Source organism: Bacillus sp. T-10(2022), assembly GCF_056502895.1.
Genome location: NZ_CP113518.1, coordinates 4469967 through 4490769 on the forward strand (window position 1 = coordinate 4469967; position 20803 = coordinate 4490769).

Below are 20803 nucleotides of genomic sequence, written 5' to 3' on the forward strand. Positions count from 1 at the left end.
CAAAAAGGGACTCGACTTCGTATAGTCGAGTTCCTTTTTTTCAATCAAGTTCTGATTTACTGGCTTTTGCGGCCATCGCCTTGTTCTTATTCCAAACCTTGAATTTCATGAAAACGGCGGCAAGACCGATGATCACGATGAATAAAAGGCTGATGAAAAAACCTGGACGTATTTCTTTTTCAAGCAGAGTGCCACTGACCGCCGCTAAAATTAAAAGAAGTCCGAAAACGGCCGTAATCTTACTCCAAATCTTATTTTCCAAGATTTTGAATGAAGAAAGAATGATGAATGCCCAGTTATACAAAAGCAATATACCAGCAGATGTTGTAATGTATTCATAAATCTTGCCTGGCAGGAGCAAGGCAGTTATTATTGACCCTAAAAGTCCTAAGGCTCCAAGACCCAGTGAAGGAAGTGGAAGGTCCTTGAATTTCTTGATCTTTTGCATGAATAATGAGGGTGCGTTCCCGTCATTGGAGAGCGTTACCAATAGATTGGTTACACCAAATAGTGAAGCGGTCATCGTCGAGAAACCGGCAATGATGATCGCACCATTAAAAACGTGCGGGAAAAATGTCAGATGATAACTGTCCAATGCCGAAACGAATGGACTTTCTTTTTCACTGAATGCCCCTAACGAAATCATGGTTACGGCTAACCCTAATGAAACCACATATATGATGGTAAGAACCAAGAGCATGATTGTTCCTGCCTTTGGCGCATCTTCTTTCTTTTTAAGCTGCATCGCCATCAGTCCGATGACCTCAATGCCGCCAAACGCATAAAAAGCATAGATAAGTGATGTCCAAAACCCTTTTAGCCCTTTTGGGAATAATTCATCGAACGTATTCGGAAAGGATGGCGGTTTCGCTCCATCAAGACCAAACCAGCCGAAAACGGCACATATTGCAATAATGATAAACATTACGATTGCTGCTGTCTTAATTACAGCAAGGATATTTTCCACCCTGTCGAACCCTTTTGTTCCCAGCAATACCACCACGATTGAAACAATGGCAAAACCGGATGCAAATAGCCAAAGCGGCACTTTCGGGAACCAAAATTGAGATAATAGCGAAAGCGCAGTAAGCTGGCTTCCCATGATCAATATATTGGAGGACCAATAATTCCAGCCACAGCTAAAGCCAGCCCATCGTCCAAATGCTTTATTAGCATAATAACAAAAAGAACCTTCTTGAGGATCGGCAGCCGTCATCTTGGCAAGCAGATTATAAACGATATAGGTACCTAGTGCGGCCAATACAAATGAAAATACAATGGATGGCCCAGTCGTTTTAATCCCTATGGTCGATCCGAGGAAATACCCTGTCCCGATCGTACAGCCTACACCGACCAATGAGAGCTGCCACCATTTCATATCGCCCTGTTGTTCACCCGATGCATTGGAATCTTGACCAGTCTTTCCTTTCGCTGAACTGCAATTGGCTTTTGTCGTCATAACATTACCTCCTTCCATCATTCATAGTGTTGATAATGCCACAATGAATTATGCAAGGAAGAAGTTTTCAAATACCTATGTATTAATCTGAAGCATTCTCCTTTATGATAGGATGGCAGAAATGCCTTGATAAGCAAAATAAACCCCAAAGCCGACCAATGATAATCCAGAGATGATCGAAATGGCCATTAAGCTTTTTTCATTTAAGAACCTGCGAAATCCATTCGTTAATGCCGCTACAAAAAAATCCCAGCAGGTAAGACCAAGAAAGATCATCCCGCTATAAATGAAAAGTTGTGATGTCCCATAACTTGAAGCTGTTTTAGCTAAAACAGATCCATATATCCCCAACCAAAATAAAATGGACAATGGACTGGTCACAGACATGATGAACCCAGTCAAAAAACAGGAAATTAAAGAATCTCTATTCCTGTATTCATTTAATAATATCGTATTAACCCGTAATACACTTTCGACTCCCGAATAAATAAGCACGAATCCCCCAAAAAGCCACAGAAAAATCTGGACGACCGGAATTTCTAAAAACCGTACCATACCTACATACACTAAAATCATGAACAAGGCATCTGCGATCATCGACCCTGCCCCAACGATCCAGGCATGCCAAAACCCGTTCTTGATTCCTTTATCGATACGAGCGGAGTTCACCGGACCGATCGGTGCTGCAAGGGTAAGTCCTAAGAAAAAGTAACTCAGCAGTAAATGTACACTCAAAAAGCATCACTCCTTCGAGCTAGTTCATGACTTGTACATTTTATGTGACAACCCTCTGCCTATAACCACATGCCAAAAAAATTTCCCGAGTTACAAAAAAAAGCCGTGGGAATGCCCGGCTTTTTGATATGTTATTGAAGCCGAATTAAGCAGCCGCTTCTTTTTTGTCTGAACTAATGAATTTCATAACAATCAATACGATGCCTATACCGATGATCCCAGAAATGATATAGGTCATATTGATATGATTTTTCATGACAAGGGACATGACCGGAGGGCCTGCCGCAACGCCGATGAACCTTGATGACATGTAGAAGGAGGTTATCGTCCCCCGCTGTTCCTTTTCTATATTTTGAGTGATGATTGCGTCTAGTGTCGGCAATAACGCACCAATCGCTATGCCCACTAAGCTTGTTATTACCAATAGAAGGAAGACCCTGTTTTTTGTAAAACCGACAAATACAAGGCTGATTGAAAGGACAGCTAAACTGATCATGATGATCTTTTTCATGATTGGTAATTCCCCCTTGATTTTTTTCCCTGCAACATAAGAAGATACGCAAAGAAAAAATAGCGGGATCGCTATCACTAAACCTTTTTTGATTCCATGCAAATCATGGATTTTTTCCAGATTATCAGACAAAAAGAAAAGAACACCGAACAAAACCAACATGACAAAGACACCAATCAGGAAAACCGTATATAACCATTTTCCTTCCTTCTTGAATATTTTTTTCGTATCATGCCAGAAATCTTTGAATTTCTTCGGCTCATCCTTCTCCTTTGGTACCTTTATAAAGAAAAAGACTAAAACAATAGATATTAAACTGAAGAATGAAATCGAGAAGAATGGTAAAAACCAGATAAATGCAGCAAACAGGGAACCTAATATTGGACTAAGTACTTTCCCAAATGTATTCGAGGTTTCTATGATTCCCAAACAAGAACTCGTTTTTTCATCATCATCTTTGTATAAATCCCCCACCAGAGGCAAAATGATGGGCGAGGCCCCAGACGCCCCAATCCCTTGCAATACCCTCCCAATGATGATCCATGTATAGGGATTTTCCATTTTCCATGATGCATAACCAGCTATCAATCCGCCGATTAGGGCTAGAATCAGACTGGGCAGGATTACCATTTTTCGTCCAAATCGATCTGATAAATAACCAGCAATGGGAATTAAAAAAATGGATGCTACGGAATAGCTTGTTATCACCATGCTTGATTGAAATGAAGATATCCCCACCTTTTCCTCGAAAATGGGCAAAACCGGGATAAGCATTGAATTTCCAAGTGTCATTACCAATGGAATCGATGCCATACTGATCAGGCACCACACGCTTACATCTTTATTTTGCTTCTCATGACCTTCCATACTTACACTCCTCATCCATTATAAAAGCAACTTATTGCATAAAAAGTAAACATTGTGAAACCAATTTGTTTTGCATCATATATTAGATGTCATCAATTATTATGTTATAGCTCAGATAGATTTATTCAGTTGCGCTTCACCCAAAATTACCCCTTTTGACCGTTAAAATAAAAAACCCATTCTTTTTAAGAATGGGTCAGACTGTAGACAAATTAAAAGAAGAGCAGTTTGCCAAACCTCATCAAAGCTAGCGGCTTTGGTATCTCAGCTAGCCAGTTATTCGGTAGGAGTGTTGCAAATTTCTTCAATCTAGTGAGGGGTTTAATCCATATAAAAAAACCTCCTCTTTCGATAAACTCTCCATTTCTGTTTAAAAATGGCTATCCCGCTTTCGTCTTTATAAAAGAGTAATATTCCTCTTTTTACAGTCGTTTAAAATTTGGTCATTCCATACCGAAACCTGAACCTCGCCAATATGTGCTTTCTTTAGCAAAAACATGCATAATCTGGATTGCCCTATTCCTCCGCCTATTGAATACGGAAGCTTTCCTTCCAATACGGCCTTATGATAATTGAGCACCTTACGATTTTCGTTTTTGGATAATTTTAATTGTTTTAACAGTGACTTTTCATCTACTCGAATTCCCATTGAAGAAACTTCAAAAGCACATTCCAAGAGTGGATTCCATAAAACGATATCTCCATTTAGGTCCCAATCATCATAATCCGGTGAACGTCCATCATGCTTTTCCCCCGATTGTAACTCTCCGCCAATTTTCATGATGAAAATTGCACCATATTTCTTCGCTGCCACATTCTCTCTTTCCTTCGAAGTCAGATTCGGGTATAAATCCTCCAACTCCTGGGTCGTAATGAAGTGAATGTCATCAGGTAACACAGGCTTAAGCAGATGATGGAATTCAAACATATAACGTTCGGTCGATTTAATGGCTCTATATATTTTTTCCACTTCAGATTTTAATGTATCTACGTTACGTTGTTCTTTCGTTATGACTTTCTCCCAGTCCCATTGATCCACAAATAACGAGTGTAAATGATCCAGTTTTTCATCACGTCTTATCGCATTCATATTTGTGTAAATGCCTTCATCACACGCCAAACCATACCTAGAAAGAGTGATTCTTTTCCACTTTGCCAAAGATTGAACCACTTCTATTTGTTTATTCTTAATATCCAGAGCTTCAAAGGTAAGAACCCGCTCCACACCATTTAAATTGTCATTTATACCATTACCTTCATTTAAAATGATAGGTGCTGATACTTTAATCAGGTTTAACGCATTTGAAATTCCTTCTTCAAAATGACCCTTAATTTCATTTATCGCAATATCCGTATGCATGATATCAAGAATTGTTTTGTATTTATTCGGCATCGATAATTCAGGCATAATTATCCTCCAATTCCGCTTTGAATAGCGCATGCATTAAAAATTGGCGTCTTTCCATTTGACTAAATTACATTATGAAGGAGTTTTCTGTGTTGTTACAAAACCCCCATGTCACGACTAGGTACATCCATAAGCACCAATCCGGACAATTATCACCTCAAAAAAAGGGTCAAAAATGTGGTACAAGTCCAATTGTCTGAATACATTCAAATAAGTGAAGATGTAACAAACGATGAGGTGATGAATTGGGTGTTTTTTTCAGCTATGTATTATTAGGCTTATCACTGGCGGCTCCTATCGGTCCCATAAATGCTGCTCAATTGGACAAAGGAATCAAGAAGGGTTTTTGGCATGCCTGGGTTTTTGGCTGGGGTGCCATTTTAGCGGATTTTGTATTTATAGCCCTCGTCTTTTTCGGTGTCGTCCACTTTTTGGACAACTCTTTCATGAAGACATTTTTATGGCTTTTTGGATTTTTCGTCCTGACCTATACCGGAATTGAAAGTCTGTTAAGTGCAGGTAAGATTGAAGTGAATGCACGAAAAGCGAAAGATTCCCTTCTTTCTTCATTCCTGACAGGATTCATCATGTCCCTTTCGAATCCTTTATCCATTTTGTTTTGGCTTGGGATTTATGGATCCATTCTCGCAAACTCCGCTTCAAAATATGATATGGAACAATTACTTTTATACAGTTCAGGTATCCTTGTCGGCCTCTTAACCTGGGATTTCGCTATGGCCATCATCGCCAGCACCTTTAGACGCTTTTTATCCAAACCCATTTTAATGGGCATCTCGATCATTTCAGGAATATCCCTTATAGGGATTGGCATTTACTTTGCCATCCAAGCAGCCAAGGTTTTATTTACATAAAGAGTTTAGGAAATGTAAGAGTTTACTCGTAAATTCGTTTAAATTATAAAAATAGGCTGCCCATTTTAGTATCCATCTTTGTCCATGTCGGACACTTATCCCCCTTTGTTCATAGCCTGAAAGGGTAAACAAAAAGGGAGGATTTCTTGAATGTATAATAATTACGGTTATTACTCTTATAATGATCCATATTATAATGATCCATATTATTACGATAATTCTTATGCCGATTTGCCTTATTATGATAACAGACTGCCAGTACAAACACTGGTTCCAGAAGCCACTATTCAGAGCCATTTGAACGCAGGCCGACAAGGTCATTGTTTCAGAGCATTTTGGGGTAACAGCCAGCATACCTTTATTTTGATGGGCCTCAATACTGCCACTGGTATGGTACAGATACTAGAAGGTGGCATCCCAAATGAGGTTCATCGTACAGATATAGTCGGATTGCAATACCTAGGATTAACCTGCCCTGTCGGTGGCGGCGGCCAAGGTGGCGGTCAAGGCGGCGGTCAAGGTGGCGGTCAAGGCGGCGGTCAAGGCGGCGGCCAGGGTGGCGGTCAAGGCGGCGGTCAAGGTGGCGGTCAAGGTGGCGGTCAAGGCGGACCGGGCGGTAACTGTTTCCAACAGTTCATTCCGGGCGTTGGCTGGGTATGGATTTGTAGATAGAAAAAAGGCAGCCGAGCTATTTCGGCTGTCTCTTTTTATAAAAACATAATCCAAGGGGCATTTACTCGTGAATTTCATGCTTTTACTCGTGAATTTTGTAATTTACTCGTGAGTTTTGCACTTTTACTCGTGAATTCCGGATTAAGCTGCTTTTTTATTAGATGCTGCGTTCTTTTATTTGCTGAACCATTTTCTCGATGAACGTTTCTATTGCGACATTTTCAAATTCTTGTTCCCCGTATTTCCGGACATTCACTTGATTTTCTTCCTCTTCTTTATCTCCAAGAACCAGCATATATGGGATTTTCCCCATCTGTGCTTCCCTGACTTTATACCCCAGCTTTTCATTCCGATCATCAATTTTCACTCTTATGCCTTGATTCTTCAGTTCTTTTTGAACCTTTAAACAATAATTCAAATGAACCTGTGAGACAGGGATGATCAGTACTTGCACCGGGGCGAGCCATACCGGAAAAGCACCGGCAAAATGTTCTATCAGAATTCCAAAAAAACGATCGATCGATCCATAAATGGCACGATGAATGACGACCGGACGTACTTTTTCATTATTTTCATCGATGTAAGTCAGATCAAATTTGTCGGGCATTTGAAAATCAAGCTGGATTGTTGCACATTGATGGCTTCGTTTTAATGCATCTTTAATATGAAAATCAATTTTCGGTCCATAAAATGCCCCGTCCCCTTCATTAACTTGATAATGTATCCCGATGCTTTCCAGTACATTTTTCAAGGCTGTTTCAGAAGCTTCCCAAAGGGAATCATCTCCCATTGAATCCTCTGGACGAGTCGAGAGCTCCACGGAATACTCGAATCCAAAAGTGCGATACACCTTATCAATCAGATGAAACACTTGTTTAATTTCACTTTCGATTTGATCCTGCCGAACATAGATGTGGGCATCATCCTGGCAAAATGTACGGACACGCAGCATCCCGTTCAATGCACCGCTATATTCATGACGGTGGACTTGACCGAATTCGGCCATCCGGATCGGTAAATCCCTGTAAGAATAAAGACTGTTTTTGAAAATAAGCATATGACCCGGACAGTTCATTGGCTTCATCGCAAATTTTGTTTGATCCACCTCTGTAAAGTACATATTCTCATGGTAATGATCCCAGTGACCCGATTGTTCCCATAAGCGCTGGTTCATCATGAAAGGAGTCCGAACTTCGTCGTAATCAGCCTCAGTCTGAAGCTCCCGCGAGAACTTCTCCAATTCATTTCTAACGATTTGTCCTTTCGGTAAATAAAACGGCATTCCAGGGGCTTCCTCCGAAAACATGAATAACTCCAACTGCTTCCCTAATTTACGGTGATCGCGTTTAGCCGCTTCTTCCAGAAATTCAAAATGCTCTTGTAAATCTTTTTTCTTTCGGAAAGCCACGCCATATACCCTTTGAAGAACTTCATTTTGATTGTCTCCCCGCCAATAGGCACCAGATACACGAGTCAATTTGAACGATTTTACAAATGATGTGGATGGAAGGTGCGGCCCTCTGCAAAGATCGATGAACTCCCCTTGTTGATAGAGCGTTAATTTTTCACCATTAGGGATGTTCTTTGCTATATCCAACTTGAATGACTCCCCTCTGTCCTCGAATAACTTCACAGCTTCTTCATAAGTCACTTCGATCCTTTTAATTTCCAGATTTCCACTTATGATATGCTCCATCTCTTTTTCAATGGCTTGTAGATTTTCTGAACTCAAAGGATGGTCTAACTTAAAATCATAGTAAAAACCATCTTCCACGACTGGCCCCATCCCTAATTCCACGTTTTGGTATAACCTTTTCACAGCCTGCGCCAAAACATGTGCCGATGTATGTCGTAATACTTGTAATCCTTCATCCGAATCCAGAGTCAAGATCGACAGTTCGGCATCCTTATTAAGCTTGTGACTTAGATCAACCAGTTGCTTATCCAGTTTTCCTGCTACTGCCTTTTTCCTTAAACTTGAGCTGATAGACCCTGCCACACTTTCCACTGTCACCCCTTGCGGATATTCCCTTTTCTGCCCATCCGGAAATTGAACTTTAATCATTTTTTCACCCATCACATAAACACTCCTTTTTTTAATAATAAAAAAACGCACTCATCCCTATGCAAGGGACGAGTGCGTTTACCCGTGGTTCCACCCATTTTCCCATAAGCAAAAAACACTCATGGCTCTGGAGCTTGTAACGCAGCTTAGACGATATCAGTTACTTTTGTTCACCGATATAGCTCAAAGGCGGTAAATCAGTTTCCTAAGCCAGGAAGTTCGCAGCTACCCTTCCCTCTCTGCAGGCCGTAAAAATGATTCATGTCCTCTTCATCGCAATATTTTTATATATAAAAAAACGCACCCATCCCTATATAAGGGACGAGTGCGTTTACCCGTGGTTCCACCCAATTTCCCATAAGCAAGAAACACTCATGGCTCTGGAGCTTGTAACGCAGCTTAGACGATATCAGTTACTCTCTTTCACCGATATAGCTCAAAGGCGGTAAATCAGTTTCCTAAGCCAGGAAGTTCGCAGCTGCCCTTCCCTCTCTGAAGGCCGTAAAAATGATTCATGTCCTTATCATGGCAATATTATAATAATAAAAAACGCACCCATCCCTAAATAAGGGACGAGTGCGTTACCCGTGATTCCACCCAATTTCCCATAAGCAAGAAAACACTCATGGCTCTGGAGCTTGTAACGCAGCTTAGACGATATCAGTTACTCTTGTTCACCGATATAGCTCAAAGGCGGTAAATCAGTTTCCTAAGCCAGGAAGTTCGCAGCTGCCCTTCCCTCTCTGCAGACCGTAAAAATGATTCATATCCTTATCAATGCTTCTAAAATGTAAATGGATTTTTATATTGTTATATATATTACAATATATTCCCATAAGTGACAACCTCAAATTTATTTATTTTATTATATACACTAAATTGGTATAATTAGGAGTCTCTATGAAAAGTTTAAGCAATTGGTCTATCGTATTTGCCGTGATTGGTACACTAGCATTTTGCTGTTCCCTTGCTTTACCAAAAGCCTCCGAGCTGCTTATGATTTCAGGATTCGGTGCGTTACTTATTGGTATGTTTTGCAGTTTCGGGGCCATGTTTATCAATGAACAAGGAAAGACTAAGTTTTTGGCTGTGGCTGCATTCTTTCTTTTAAGTTTCATTCTCGTTTGGAATGAGCCATTTCAAATTGTCAGGCTCTTGACCTGGATGAAAAATTAATCGAAATGAAAAACCCGTTCATCATGACGGGTTTTTTGATGAGTTCAATCTTCATCGGCTATCGTTCGCCTTGAATTCTTTATTCCAAGCCATAGCGTAAGTCCAGTGGTCCAGAGAATTAGCGCACATCCGAAGCCGAGCAATGATATCGGTGCAAGGATTTGATGCTCCCTCAACATGACGGTGTCTGGCACAATAAGCAATGTGATCAGCGCCAATAAACAGAGAAGCACTCCTGTTGCATAGTAGATCTTGATTTGGAAAAGTGACGCCAAAGGTAAAAAATGAATCCCAACAATAATGGCGATGATTCCCGGTATAAGATCAATCTGATTTATCAAGTTACAGATGGCAATGGCAATCCCAATCAGCAAACCTTCGGCAATGAAGACCATATTAAACAAAAATCCGATACGCCTCAGCCGCCTAGCCCCATTTTCTGAAACTTGATTGGACATTTTTTGTGATGCATGAATTAATGATATGCCTCCGATAACCATTATGATTCCGATCAATATGGCTGCGAGTTCCACGTAGGGAAACCCCCACCCCTGCAATCCCATTACACCGGTACCTGCCCACATTGTACCGAAGAACGCCATGAAAATGACTCCAATTCCAGAACCGCGAAACGCCTCTTTCATCATCAGTTTCCTTTCATCCAAAGTATTATCATACATAGAATAATAGTATTGCGCACCCTTCCCAATTATTCAGCTGCAAAAAAATGATTTAAGATGGATAATTGCCGTTTCGGAGAAATAATTCGATTTTCGCAGATATAACTGGATTTTCGGAGATATAATTGGATTTTCGCAGATATAATCCGATTTTCGCAGATATATTCCGATTTTCGCAGATATAACTGGATTTCGATACAAATCCCCATAAAAAAACCTGAGTCCCCAAAGGGGTCTCAGGTTTTTTCCATTGATATCAAGCCACATCTGATTTATCGAATTGACAATCTTTTAATGATATTAATTTGGTCTTGTGATAAATCTTGTATCCTAACCAGACTACCAGGAATATCGGTAATCCGATATAGGAGACGGCGACGCCATACCAGTCGATGCTGCCGCTTAGGAATGCTCCATAGTTCTGTCCTGCTATGACGAGCATGCAAAGGGTGAATGAAAGAATCGGACCGAATGGAAACCATTTTGCTTTATATTTCAGTTCGTTTAGGTCACCACCCTGTGCAACATAGGCACGTCTAAAGCGATAATGGCTTATGGCGATTCCAATCCAGGCGATGAAGCCGGTCAGCCCGGATGCATTCAATAGCCATGTAAATACATGGTCCCCGAAAATGGAGGTCAAGAAGGCGAGTCCTCCAATTAAGGATGTCATGATCAAAGCATTCATCGGGATTCCCCTGCGGTTGACTTTAGCCAGGAATTTGGGAGCTTGTTTATCTTTTGCCATCGACCATAACATCCGCGTTGATGCATATAGCCCCGAGTTCCCTGCGGATAGTAAGGAGGTTAACACGACCGCATTCATGACGGATGCCGCGAATGCCAGTCCTGCCCGTTCAAAGACAAGTGTGAAAGGGCTTACAGAAATGTTTTCGACATCTCCGTTCAACAAACTTGGACTCGTATAAGGTATTAAGAGGCCGAGTATCAGGATGGCCCCGATGTAAAATAAGAGGATGCGCCAAAATACTTGGCGGATCGCATTCGGAACATTTTTTTCGGGTTCTTCACTTTCTCCGGCAGCAATACCAACAAGTTCAGTTCCTTGAAAAGAAAATCCCGCGATTAGAAAGATTGAGATGATCGATAAAAATCCTCCCTTGAATGGTGCCTCATCCATGGTGAAGTTTTCAAATCCGATCACCTTTCCGCCAAAAACCCCCAATATGGTCAATAGACCAATAATGATAAAGAAAATGATGGCGATGACTTTTATTAGTGCAAACCAATATTCAGATTCACCATAGCTTTTAATGGATAGGGCGTTGAGGGTGAAGACGATTCCAAGAAACAATGCGCTCCATATAAGGCTGGGTACATCAGGGAGCCAAAATTTCATGATGATGGCTGCTGCAGCTATTTCCACGGCAAGGGTGACTGCCCAGTTAAACCAATAATTCCAGCCAAGTGCAAAGCCGAATGCGGGATCAACAAAGCGTGTGGCGTAGGTGGAAAATGATCCCGACACAGGCATATAAGTCGCCATTTCCCCTAAGCTCGTCATCAAGAAATAAACCATGATTCCAATGCAGGCATATGCAGCCAGGGCACCACCAGGTCCTGCACTCTGGATGGTTGCCCCGCTTGCCAGGAATAATCCGGTTCCTATTGAACCGCCAATGGCAATCATGGTCATATGCCTTGCTTTCAGTTGCCTTTTAACTGTCGGTTCTTGATTATCGGGATGCCTTTTAACTGTCGGTTCTTGATTATCAATGAGATTCATATCCATATGGTTCCTACCTCATTTTCTTTTATAGTTAAAAGTTCAAGAAATATAAGAGTTTTTAACAACCGCTTTGTGCTTTACTTGCTGGGTTACTATCCAGTTTAATTGCCATTGCCTGGTATCGTCTCCCTATTCCCGGATTGGGTGACCCCATCCTGCTCAGTCTCCATTCCACACCATTGAATTAAAGTAAGGGCAATGATCTCGGCTGTGGAGAACACGTTGTCGAGCAGGATGTATTCATTTGGATAGTGGGCAACCTCGGTTACTCCTGGCCCGAACACGATTGCAGGCGTTTCACCGACATGTGTCAGCAATCCACCATCCGTTCCCCAAGGAGATGCCTCAATGATAGGGTCCTGTCCGGCCACTTGCCGATATTGATGAACAAGCGCATTCATCAATTCATGCTCTACGTCGATTGCTCCCGGAACCCAGCGTGCCCCGAACCATTCCAATACTGGTGGGTTTTCCTTGAACCATTGGTCCACTTCCCCCAGCTGCAATAACCAGGCAGCCATTTCGTCTTTCGCCTGCTCCATCGTTTCCTCCGGCGCAACGCCCATCCTTCCTTCGATTTTCACAAGGTCGGGGACGGATGACGGCCAATTGCCGCCTTCAATGACACCTAGATTGATCGGAATCGGAATAGGCGTGTTCTGATAAAGCGGATCACTGATACGTGCATTTCGCTTGTCTTCCAAGGCACGGATATGATTGATGACAGCCATGCTTTTTTCAATCGCACTAATGCCTTCATACCTTGTTCCGCCATGTGCTGACCGTCCTTTTACATGGATCCGGAACCACATCGAACCCTGCTGTTTCGGAAAGATCCTCATATTCGTCGGTTCAGGTATCAGGGCGGCATCGGCTTTATATCCCCTCAGGACGGCCGCTAATGTTCCGGCTCCGCCGCTTTCTTCTTCAATCACACTTTGAAATATGACATCTCCCTTTAATTGGATGCCATTTTCCTTCAATGCCTGCATCGCAAGGATCAGCGATACATTTCCACCCTTCATATCGGTTACTCCGCGTCCAAACATTCTTCCATTCTTAATCGCTCCGCTATATGGGTCGTCGTCCCACTGATCCCGGTCTCCATCCGGGACCACATCGATGTGTCCGTTCAAAATGATGGAACGTCCGCCTCCAGTCCCTTTCATGATACCTACCACATTGGGGCTGTTGGAAAATTCACTGCGTGGAGAATAAAAATATGAATGCTTTTTCAGCTCTCCGCCGTCAGGTTCCCAACTATCGATTTGCAAACCCATTTCCTGCAGCTTTTGTGCGACGATGGCTTGTGCCCCTGCTTCATTTCCTTGCGTACTCGGGGCTTGTACCATTTTTTGCAATAGGTTTGTTCCTTCTTCCCGATGATCCTCTATCCATTGGTTTATCCGTTTTTTTATATCCGGCACATTTATCCTCCTTAAATACACATATTCTCATAGATTACTGAAAGTCCCATTCCACCTGCCATACACAACGTTACCATTCCGTACTTAACTTGTGAACGCAACATTTCATGCATCAGTGTGACTGTCAATTTTGCACCTGTTGCTCCTACAGGGTGACCAAGTGCAATTGCCCCTCCATTGACATTGACAATATCCTGATTCAAATCTAACTCCTTGATCACTGCAAGTGCTTGGGCAGCAAAGGCTTCATTAAGTTCAATAAGTCCGATATCCTCTAACGATAGACCTGCTTTTGCCAATGCCTTTCGAGTCGCTGGTACGGGTCCAATCCCCATAACTCCAGGTTCAACTCCTGCACTGGCGAAAGCCTTTATTTTCAAGAGCGGTTTTAATCCCTTTTCTTCTGCTTGCTGTTTGGACATTAATAGTACAGCTGCAGCTCCATCATTCATAGGACAGGCATTTCCTGCCGTAATGGTTCCTTCATTTTTGAATACTGCTGGGAGACTGGCTAGTTGATCTAGATGAATGTCCTCGCGTACCCCTTCGTCATGGTTGAAGATTTGAAGTCCTTTTCGATCCTTGATTTTAAGCGAAATAATTTCTCTATCAAAGCGACCTTCTACTATAGCTTTCCAAGCCTTCTTGTGGCTTTGATAAGCAAATTGATCCTGTTCTTCACGGCGGATACCGTATTTTTCAGCCAAGCGCTCGGCAGTTATCCCCATATGCTCATTTCCCAAGGAACATATTAATCCATCTGCCAGCAGAGCATCCTCCATCGTTACGTTTCCAAATTTACCGCCCCATCTATTTTTCACGATATAAGGCACATTGCTCATGCTCTCCACTCCGCCGGCAATAATGACGTCTTCTTGACCAGCAGCGATAGTTAAAGCGGCGTTGGTAATGGCCTTTAAACCTGATCCACATGCTTTGATTACAACGTGTCCTGGGACACTGTGTGGGAAACATGCCAGCTGCGACGAAATTCGTGCCGAGTTAAGCCCGCCTCCGTGGACATAGCCGTGTCCGAAAATCACTTCATTGACTTTTTCTTTTCCCAAACCGGAATTCTCCATTAAACCTTCCAATACTTGACGGCCCAATTCGGTAGCTTTAACATTCCTGAGTGATTTTCCAAAGGATCCAACTGCAGTTCGCGCCCCAGCAACGATGACAACCTCATTCAAGCTTTTTTCCTCCTCTTACCTATTCAATGGTGTTGACGGCAGCATGGATTTTCAACGTTGCCTCCGTATTCCTTAGCACATCATCCACGGTAAATGGCGCCATGACTTCCTTGAGCACCAATCCCTCTGATGTAACTTCCATGACAGCCATATCCGTAATGATTAAATTCACACTCTGCCTGGCCGTCAATGGTAGCGTACATGTCTTCAATATCTTCGATTCACCCTGCTTATTCACGTGATTCATCAGGACGATCACCTTTTTGGCTTTCTGGGCAAGTTCCATTGCCCCGCCCATCCCCGGCACCCGCTTCCCTGGGACAATCCAATTCGCCAAATCCCCTTTTTCACTCACTTCCAGGGCTCCAAGGATGGTGATGTCGATGTATCCTTTCCTGATCATTCCAAATGCTGTTGCACTATCAAAATATGAGGCTCCCATTACAGTTGTGATCGGGAAACCACCCGCGTTACAGAGGGCAGGATCTTCCTTTCCCGGATCCGGACTTGGACCGGTACCGAGAACTCCGTTTTCCGCATGGAACAGCACAGAGATATCTTGAGGTATATGGTCCGCCACCAAGGTAGGGATGCCGATGCCTAAATTGACGATCAATCCGTCATGGATTTCCTTGGCGGCGCGTTTCGCGATGCGATTTCGTACATCTACTGCCATGCCCATTTCCAATTCACCCCTTTTGTCGGAATCACCATATCTACATAAATGCCTGGTGTGGCAATACATTCCGGATCCAATTCGCCTGCAGGAACGATTTCCTCCACTTCCGCAATCGTGAAGGCCCCTGCCATCGCTACCAGCGGATTAAAATTACATGCAGTCTTGTCGTACACTAAATTCCCAAGTGAGTCGGCCTTTTTGGCATGGACGATGCTGACCTCAGCCGTCAAAGCGGTTTCCACCAAATATTCTTTTCCTTCTATCACAATCTTGTCCTTGCCTTCTTCGGCTATCGTACCAATCCCGACATCGACAAAAATCCCGCCTAAGCCTACACCGCCGGCACGAATCCGTTCGGCTAATGTACCCTGCGGTGAAAATTCGACTTGCAGCTTTCCTTCAGTCATGAGCTTGCCGGCATTAGGATTGGATCCGATATGCGAGGCAATCACTTTCTTTGCCCTTTCAGCAGTCACAAGCCGGCCAATGCCGATATCAGGGAATCCAGTATCATTGCCAATCAAGGTCAATTCCTTAACGCCCTTGTCAAGGATACCCTGTACAAGCGTCGGAGGAGTCCCCACTCCTCCAAATCCGCCATACATGAGTGTGCATCCATCGGAAATATGCTCCAGCGCTTCTTCCATGGTCACAATTTTGTTTTTCTTCGTAATGACCTGCTTCATACCGTTCCTCCTAAATAGCCTGCATGTCTTCAATCAAACCTTCCGCGTGCAATTCTTGCTGCAACTCTTCGAGGGAAGCTTCCAGGATCTTGACGAGGCGATCGATTTCTTCATTCGTAATGATTAATGGCGGAGATATGATAACCGCATCACCAGCGATTCCTTCAATCGCACCTGCAGCAGGATAGATTATCAACCCCTTCGCAAAAGCCTTATTGACAAGCCTTGGAGTCAGGCCGATTTGCAAGTCGAATGGCGTTTTTGATACCCGATCTGAGACAAACTCAAGTCCAAGGAGAAGCCCTTTCCCTCTTACATCACCGATGATGTCGAATTTCTCGGCCAAGCCTTGAAGCTTCTTAAACAGATATTGGCCTTTCTCTTCCGCTGCGCGAACCAGGTCATTGCGCTCAATGTAGGAAAGCACTTCCAATGAAACGGCTGCAGATAGAGGGTTTGCACTATATGTGTGTCCAGCCATGATAGATTTTGAGCCTTTTAAAATGGGCTCCATGACACGGTCAGTAATCATCGTGGCTGCGATTGGAGTATACCCGGCGCTCATTCCTTTACCCAATGCGATGATATCCGGGGTGACTCCCCAGTGTTCCATTGCGAACATTTTTCCTGTCCGGCCGATTCCCGTCATTACCTCATCGGCGATAAAGAGAATGTCATAGGTTTCGCAGATTTCCTTAATCCTTTGATAGTAGCCATCCGGCGGTGTTACAGCACCAGCGGATGCCCCGATTATCGGTTCTGCGATGAAGGCTGCGACATTTTCGGAGCCGACCCTTTGAATCGCTGTCTCCAGTTCGTCTGCACACTTAAGCTTGCATCCTGAAGTTTCATTATTATGAGGACAGCGATAGCAGTAGGGAGCAGATATGCTAGGAAAATCCTCCAATAGCGGCACAAAACGTTTTCTTCTTGGTACATGGCCTGACATCGATAAAGCGCCCATCGTGATTCCGTGATAACTCGTCCACCTGGAGATTATGCGATTTTTTCGCTCAAACCCTTTTTCTTGCCAATGTTGAATTGCGATCTTCATTGCCGTTTCGGTCGCTTCCGATCCACTATTCACAAAAAATGACCAATTCAAATCCCCTGGAGCCAGCTCACTTAGCTTTTTGGCCAATGCCTCTGCGGCTCCGCTCGTAAAATGAGACCTATATGCAAAAGAAACCTTGCGGGCCTGCTCCGTCATGGCCTCGACAATATCCAAAACACCATGTCCAATACTTGCCGTGACCGCACCTGATGAGCCGTCTATATACTGTTTTCCATTTGTATCATAAAGATAAATTCCATTCCCATGAGAGATAGTGGGATAGTCATGATCTAAAGTAGGCTTAATTAAATAATTGCGTGTCATGTCATCTCTCCTTTTAACGTTCGTACCCACTGTGCAATATCTATTAATCAATTAAGTTCTTAAAAGGAACCGATCCTACCAACTAAAAGGCTCATCCTGAATCAAGATGGATTCTGTAGGGCAGCCTTCCATAGCATCTTGCATGTCATCATGCAGGATTTCAGGAACCTCGGCAATCCCTTGATTATCATCCAAGATGACGAAAGCGATCCCTTGATCGTCATAGTCATAAATCTCAGGACCTGTTGAACCGCATGCCCCGCACGCAATACAAGTTTCTTTATCAACCCATGTGTATTTAGCCATAAAAACAATCCTCCTACTTGAGGGATAAATCTTTACCCCAAATATTCATGTCCTCATACTTATCCCAAATATTGCAATTCTTCGTTAATCTGCCACCATATTCATATCCCAGCTGATGAAAGACGGCGTTCATGCCCATTGACAATGAACGCGCTAATGAATAAGAGCAATAAATGTTTTTCCTGAACAATTCTTGTTCCAAGGCGGAGATGAGCACCTTCATGAAACCATGCTTCCGATGTTGGGGAATTGTTGCACAGTCCGTTAATTCAGCATTGTGATATATCTCATTCACTTCAGCGGATGCAGCACTCACAATGGTTCCTTCATATTCGATAACACTAAAGATCGTACCTTCCTCCATCACTTTCTTGATATATCGCTCATCATTCATCGGCGTAGGATAGGTTTCAAAGATGGCACCATATAAATTCGCCAGCTCTTTTGCATCTTCAACCGTAGCAAACCGGAGGATATAATCCTTAGGTATTTGCTGAGATTCAATCAGTCTAGGAATCTGACTGACATCTTGGATTACTTTATCTTCCTTGACCCAAAAGTCGCTTGTTCGCCTTTCATCCGTTAAATAGAAGGCCATGCAATAGGCATCATTCCCTTTGAAATACTTGCTCAATATTCCTTCCAGCATGAATCCTTTACCCAACGCCGCTGATAAATCTTCATTCCTCGCTTTAAGTATCACTTTAGTAAAGCCCTGCTCCTTTGCGATGGCAAGGGCCCGATCGATCGCTTTTATGATATTTCCCCGATAATCATCCATGCGCAAGCGCTGATTGGCATGATCATGATAGAGCTCCATCGTATAACAATCCCCGGTCTCCATTTGGGTGAAAAAAGGCAGCTTTTGAACAGGCATCATGTACCCCCCTTATTTAAAGAATTCGGGAGAAGAGATGCATATCATCCGCTTCTCCCGGCATTCTATTTCCAATTGAATAATTTTTTGACAGGTGCCTGAAGAAGCTGATCATACGTAAACTCATCAGGATATTCACTCACATCATATATGGATAAGGCTTCATCCACCTTTTGATTCATCGAATCAGATACATAGATTCCACATTCAGGACAGTTCAAGGCTGGAACTTGAAGGACTTTTATTGAGCGTTTCCCGTCAGGCATGATCCAGTAACAATCCTTCTTTTCACTTTCTTCTACGTTTGGGGCATTGCACCATAAGCAGTCCATCTTCATTCCTCCTTGCCATCAGATTTCACCGAGCCACTGGCGGCCATGGCGTTCTTTTTTTCTTGGGCTAACCTTAATTTTTCCTTCATTTCATCCCGTTTATCACGGCGATCCTTCAAGGAAGCATGTTCATCAGTGTTTTCATACGCTTTTCTCTTGTCAAGACGACGAAGGCCCTCTGGCACCAAGTTGAATTTCTCGTCCGTCATGAGAGCGGAAATCCCGACGGCTTCTTTCCTATCCGCAGTACCATACACTTCATCAAAGTAAGCATCCGCACTGCCGGCAACATAATTCTTCGGCTCCGGATAGCTTGTGATTACTCCTTCAAAGTTCCGTAAAACGACTTTATCCGGACTTTGCGAAAGAAGGTAATTCGGAGTCAAGGCAATCTTTCCACCACCGCCAGGAGCATCCACCACAAAGGTTGGCACTGCATATCCTGATGTATGGCCGCGCAGCGCTTCAATGATTTCCAATCCTTTTGAAACCGGCGCCCGGAAATGGCCAATCCCTTCAGATAGATCACATTGATAAATGTAATAAGGTCTTACCCTTGCTTTAACACAGTCATGCATAAGCTTTTTCATAATATGGACACTATCGTTGATACCAGCCAGGATGACTGCCTGATTACCAAGCGGCACCCCTGCCATCGACAGCATATCACATGCTTTTTTCGCTTCATCCGTCAGTTCAAGTGAATGATTGAAATGCGTATTCAACCAAACCGGATGGTATTTTTTCAGAATATTACATAAATTTTCTGTAATCCTCTGCGGGAAAACGACCGGTGCACGTGTGCCGATCCGAATGATTTCCACATGCGGGATGGCACGTAAGTTACTCAATACGTATTCAAGGATCTTATCATTGATCAACAGGCCGTCTCCTCCAGAGATCAGCACGTCCCTCACTTCCGGAGTGTTCCGGATATATTCAATCGCCCCGTCAAGCTGCTTCTTGGGAACACCCATGCCAACCTGACCTGAAAAACGGCGTCGCGTACAATATCTGCAGTACATGGAGCATTGGTTCGTTACAAGGAACAGAACGCGATCCGGATAACGATGCGTCAATCCTGGAACTGGGGAATCCTCATCCTCATGCAGCGGATCCTCCAAATCATATCTGGTCTTGTTCATTTCTGCCGAAAGCGGTACCGACTGTAAACGAATCGGACAGCGAGGATCATCGGGATTCATCAAAGAAGCATAATAAGGTGTAATGTTCAATGGAATCGTTTGAGTCGAAATCCGGACTCCTTCTTCTTCATCCGGTGTCAGGTTGACGACCTTTTTCAGATCATCCAGTGTTTTAATCGTATTGGTCAACTGCCAAATCCAATCATTCCACTGCTCTTCCGTTACGTCCTTCCACAATTCGATATCATTATAATGCCTGCGTCCACCTAGGTATTCTTTATGTTTTACATCAATTCCCATCAAATTCATTAATAATGCCCCCTTATTATAAGAACTTATCTATATACTCTCGCAAGAATGATGCCAACATTGATTACAAGGAAAACATAAGAAAAAGGGGGCAAACCGAGCTTAAAATCGCAAGATATTTTTCATAACGCATAATTTTTTGCAGCCAGATTCTTTGCGCCAGGCAATAAAAAAGAAGGCTCTCTTTACACAAGAGCCCTCCAGTTTGTAGACAAAAGGAGTTCTATCCAAATTTTTAAACATAGTTGATTGGAACGAAAGGTGCGAGACTCCTGC

19 protein-coding genes and 3 other annotated features are annotated in these 20803 nt (G+C 43.1%); of the genes, 3 read left to right on the forward strand and 16 right to left on the reverse strand.

The genetic code is table 11. The features are described from left to right. Positions 1 to 40 precede the first annotated feature (40 nt). The 4 genes from OSJ91_RS21855 to asnA form a co-directional block, all read right to left on the reverse strand. Complete coding sequence (locus OSJ91_RS21855) at positions 41 to 1378, reverse strand: amino acid permease (protein ID WP_350302932.1); 1338 nt, start codon at positions 1376 to 1378, stop codon at positions 41 to 43. A 183-nt stretch (positions 1379 to 1561) separates the two neighbouring features. Then, positions 1562 to 2194, reverse strand: coding sequence for a LysE family transporter (locus OSJ91_RS21860; RefSeq protein ID WP_485890409.1), 633 nt, complete (start codon positions 2192 to 2194; stop codon positions 1562 to 1564). 145 nt (positions 2195 to 2339) lie between these two features. Beyond that, complete coding sequence (locus OSJ91_RS21865; protein ID WP_350299942.1) at positions 2340 to 3572, reverse strand: MFS transporter; 1233 nt, start codon at positions 3570 to 3572, stop codon at positions 2340 to 2342. A 397-nt stretch (positions 3573 to 3969) separates the two neighbouring features. Next, positions 3970 to 4965, reverse strand: a complete 996-nt coding sequence (asnA, locus tag OSJ91_RS21870) for an aspartate--ammonia ligase (RefSeq protein WP_485891932.1) — start codon at positions 4963 to 4965, stop codon at positions 3970 to 3972. A gap of 260 nt (positions 4966 to 5225) precedes the next feature. Here asnA and OSJ91_RS21875 point away from each other — a divergent pair, with 260 nt between their 5' ends. Together OSJ91_RS21875 and OSJ91_RS21880 are read left to right on the forward strand one after the other, a co-directional pair. Continuing rightward, positions 5226 to 5852 (forward strand): LysE family transporter, encoded by a 627-nt coding sequence (locus OSJ91_RS21875; protein WP_350299944.1) that lies wholly within the window; start codon positions 5226 to 5228, stop codon positions 5850 to 5852. 150 nt (positions 5853 to 6002) lie between these two features. Next, positions 6003 to 6524 carry a hypothetical protein gene (locus OSJ91_RS21880; RefSeq protein WP_485890410.1) on the forward strand — a complete coding sequence of 174 codons (522 nt, stop codon included), beginning with the start codon at positions 6003 to 6005 and terminating at the stop codon, positions 6522 to 6524. 157 nt (positions 6525 to 6681) lie between these two features. On the opposite strand, the gene thrS is transcribed toward OSJ91_RS21880, so the two are convergent. Continuing rightward, the gene (gene thrS, locus OSJ91_RS21885) at positions 6682 to 8589 is read right to left on the reverse strand and encodes a threonine--tRNA ligase (RefSeq protein WP_485891933.1); all 1908 of its coding nucleotides are present in this window, start codon (positions 8587 to 8589) and stop codon (positions 6682 to 6684) included. Between the two features lie 61 nt (positions 8590 to 8650). Continuing rightward, positions 8651 to 8872: a binding site (T-box leader), on the reverse strand. A 31-nt stretch (positions 8873 to 8903) separates the two neighbouring features. Further along, positions 8904 to 9125: a binding site (T-box leader), on the reverse strand. Between the two features lie 29 nt (positions 9126 to 9154). Beyond that, positions 9155 to 9376 (reverse strand) — a binding site (T-box leader). A gap of 113 nt (positions 9377 to 9489) precedes the next feature. Between thrS and OSJ91_RS21890 the strand changes: the two genes are divergently transcribed. Next, positions 9490 to 9765, forward strand: coding sequence for a hypothetical protein (locus OSJ91_RS21890; RefSeq protein WP_350299947.1), 276 nt, complete (start codon positions 9490 to 9492; stop codon positions 9763 to 9765). Positions 9766 to 9809: 44 nt separating this feature from the next. Here OSJ91_RS21890 and OSJ91_RS21895 read toward each other — a convergent pair whose 3' ends face one another. The 11 genes from OSJ91_RS21895 to kamA form a co-directional block, all read right to left on the reverse strand. Beyond that, positions 9810 to 10412: a DUF7010 family protein gene (locus OSJ91_RS21895; RefSeq protein WP_485890411.1), complete on the reverse strand. Its 603-nt coding sequence runs from the start codon at positions 10410 to 10412 to the stop codon at positions 9810 to 9812. Between the two features lie 289 nt (positions 10413 to 10701). After that, positions 10702 to 12198, reverse strand: a complete 1497-nt coding sequence (locus OSJ91_RS21900; protein WP_413019476.1) for an amino acid permease — start codon at positions 12196 to 12198, stop codon at positions 10702 to 10704. A 98-nt stretch (positions 12199 to 12296) separates the two neighbouring features. Next, the gene (locus OSJ91_RS21905) at positions 12297 to 13622 is read right to left on the reverse strand and encodes a peptidase (RefSeq protein ID WP_485890412.1); all 1326 of its coding nucleotides are present in this window, start codon (positions 13620 to 13622) and stop codon (positions 12297 to 12299) included. 11 nt (positions 13623 to 13633) lie between these two features. Then, complete coding sequence (locus OSJ91_RS21910; protein ID WP_413019478.1) at positions 13634 to 14815, reverse strand: thiolase family protein; 1182 nt, start codon at positions 14813 to 14815, stop codon at positions 13634 to 13636. Positions 14816 to 14834: 19 nt separating this feature from the next. Then, positions 14835 to 15497 (reverse strand): 3-oxoacid CoA-transferase subunit B, encoded by a 663-nt coding sequence (locus tag OSJ91_RS21915; RefSeq protein ID WP_350299951.1) that lies wholly within the window; start codon positions 15495 to 15497, stop codon positions 14835 to 14837. Further along, complete coding sequence (locus tag OSJ91_RS21920; protein ID WP_034309697.1) at positions 15482 to 16180, reverse strand: CoA transferase subunit A; 699 nt, start codon at positions 16178 to 16180, stop codon at positions 15482 to 15484. Before OSJ91_RS21920 ends, OSJ91_RS21915 begins: the two co-directional genes overlap by 16 nt. Positions 16181 to 16190: 10 nt before the next feature. Next, a complete protein-coding gene (locus OSJ91_RS21925) occupies positions 16191 to 17558 on the reverse strand; it encodes an aspartate aminotransferase family protein (RefSeq protein ID WP_485890413.1) in 1368 nt (455 codons plus the stop codon). Positions 17559 to 17633: 75 nt separating this feature from the next. Continuing rightward, positions 17634 to 17864 (reverse strand): ferredoxin, encoded by a 231-nt coding sequence (locus tag OSJ91_RS21930; RefSeq protein WP_061464616.1) that lies wholly within the window; start codon positions 17862 to 17864, stop codon positions 17634 to 17636. Between the two features lie 13 nt (positions 17865 to 17877). Further along, the gene (gene ablB / locus OSJ91_RS21935) at positions 17878 to 18744 is read right to left on the reverse strand and encodes a putative beta-lysine N-acetyltransferase (RefSeq protein WP_485890414.1); all 867 of its coding nucleotides are present in this window, start codon (positions 18742 to 18744) and stop codon (positions 17878 to 17880) included. 62 nt (positions 18745 to 18806) lie between these two features. Further along, positions 18807 to 19073, reverse strand: a complete 267-nt coding sequence (locus OSJ91_RS21940) for a YokU family protein (protein ID WP_063232442.1) — start codon at positions 19071 to 19073, stop codon at positions 18807 to 18809. A gap of 2 nt (positions 19074 to 19075) precedes the next feature. Then, positions 19076 to 20518 carry a lysine 2,3-aminomutase gene (gene kamA, locus OSJ91_RS21945; protein WP_413020401.1) on the reverse strand — a complete coding sequence of 481 codons (1443 nt, stop codon included), beginning with the start codon at positions 20516 to 20518 and terminating at the stop codon, positions 19076 to 19078. Positions 20519 to 20803: the final 285 nt, after the last annotated feature.

What these genes read in the sequence shown, in the direction of transcription:
- OSJ91_RS21855 (WP_350302932.1), bottom strand. Translation starts at nt 1,378, where the DNA reads ATGAAATGGTGGCAGCTCTCATTGGTCGGTGTAGGCTGTACGATCGGG.
- OSJ91_RS21865 (WP_350299942.1), bottom strand. Translation starts at nt 3,572, where the DNA reads ATGGAAGGTCATGAGAAGCAAAATAAAGATGTAAGCGTGTGGTGCCTG.
- asnA (WP_485891932.1), bottom strand. Translation starts at nt 4,965, where the DNA reads ATGCCGAATAAATACAAAACAATTCTTGATATCATGCATACGGATATT.
- OSJ91_RS21880 (WP_485890410.1), top strand. Translation starts at nt 6,003, where the DNA reads ATGTATAATAATTACGGTTATTACTCTTATAATGATCCATATTATAAT.
- thrS (WP_485891933.1), bottom strand. Translation starts at nt 8,589, where the DNA reads ATGATTAAAGTTCAATTTCCGGATGGGCAGAAAAGGGAATATCCGCAA.
- OSJ91_RS21890 (WP_350299947.1), top strand. Translation starts at nt 9,490, where the DNA reads ATGAAAAGTTTAAGCAATTGGTCTATCGTATTTGCCGTGATTGGTACA.
- OSJ91_RS21895 (WP_485890411.1), bottom strand. Translation starts at nt 10,412, where the DNA reads ATGATGAAAGAGGCGTTTCGCGGTTCTGGAATTGGAGTCATTTTCATG.
- OSJ91_RS21900 (WP_413019476.1), bottom strand. Translation starts at nt 12,198, where the DNA reads ATGGATATGAATCTCATTGATAATCAAGAACCGACAGTTAAAAGGCAT.
- OSJ91_RS21915 (WP_350299951.1), bottom strand. Translation starts at nt 15,497, where the DNA reads ATGGGCATGGCAGTAGATGTACGAAATCGCATCGCGAAACGCGCCGCC.
- OSJ91_RS21920 (WP_034309697.1), bottom strand. Translation starts at nt 16,180, where the DNA reads ATGAAGCAGGTCATTACGAAGAAAAACAAAATTGTGACCATGGAAGAA.
- OSJ91_RS21925 (WP_485890413.1), bottom strand. Translation starts at nt 17,558, where the DNA reads ATGACACGCAATTATTTAATTAAGCCTACTTTAGATCATGACTATCCC.
- OSJ91_RS21930 (WP_061464616.1), bottom strand. Translation starts at nt 17,864, where the DNA reads ATGGCTAAATACACATGGGTTGATAAAGAAACTTGTATTGCGTGCGGG.
- ablB (WP_485890414.1), bottom strand. Translation starts at nt 18,744, where the DNA reads ATGATGCCTGTTCAAAAGCTGCCTTTTTTCACCCAAATGGAGACCGGG.
- OSJ91_RS21940 (WP_063232442.1), bottom strand. Translation starts at nt 19,073, where the DNA reads ATGGACTGCTTATGGTGCAATGCCCCAAACGTAGAAGAAAGTGAAAAG.
- kamA (WP_413020401.1), bottom strand. Translation starts at nt 20,518, where the DNA reads ATGGGAATTGATGTAAAACATAAAGAATACCTAGGTGGACGCAGGCAT.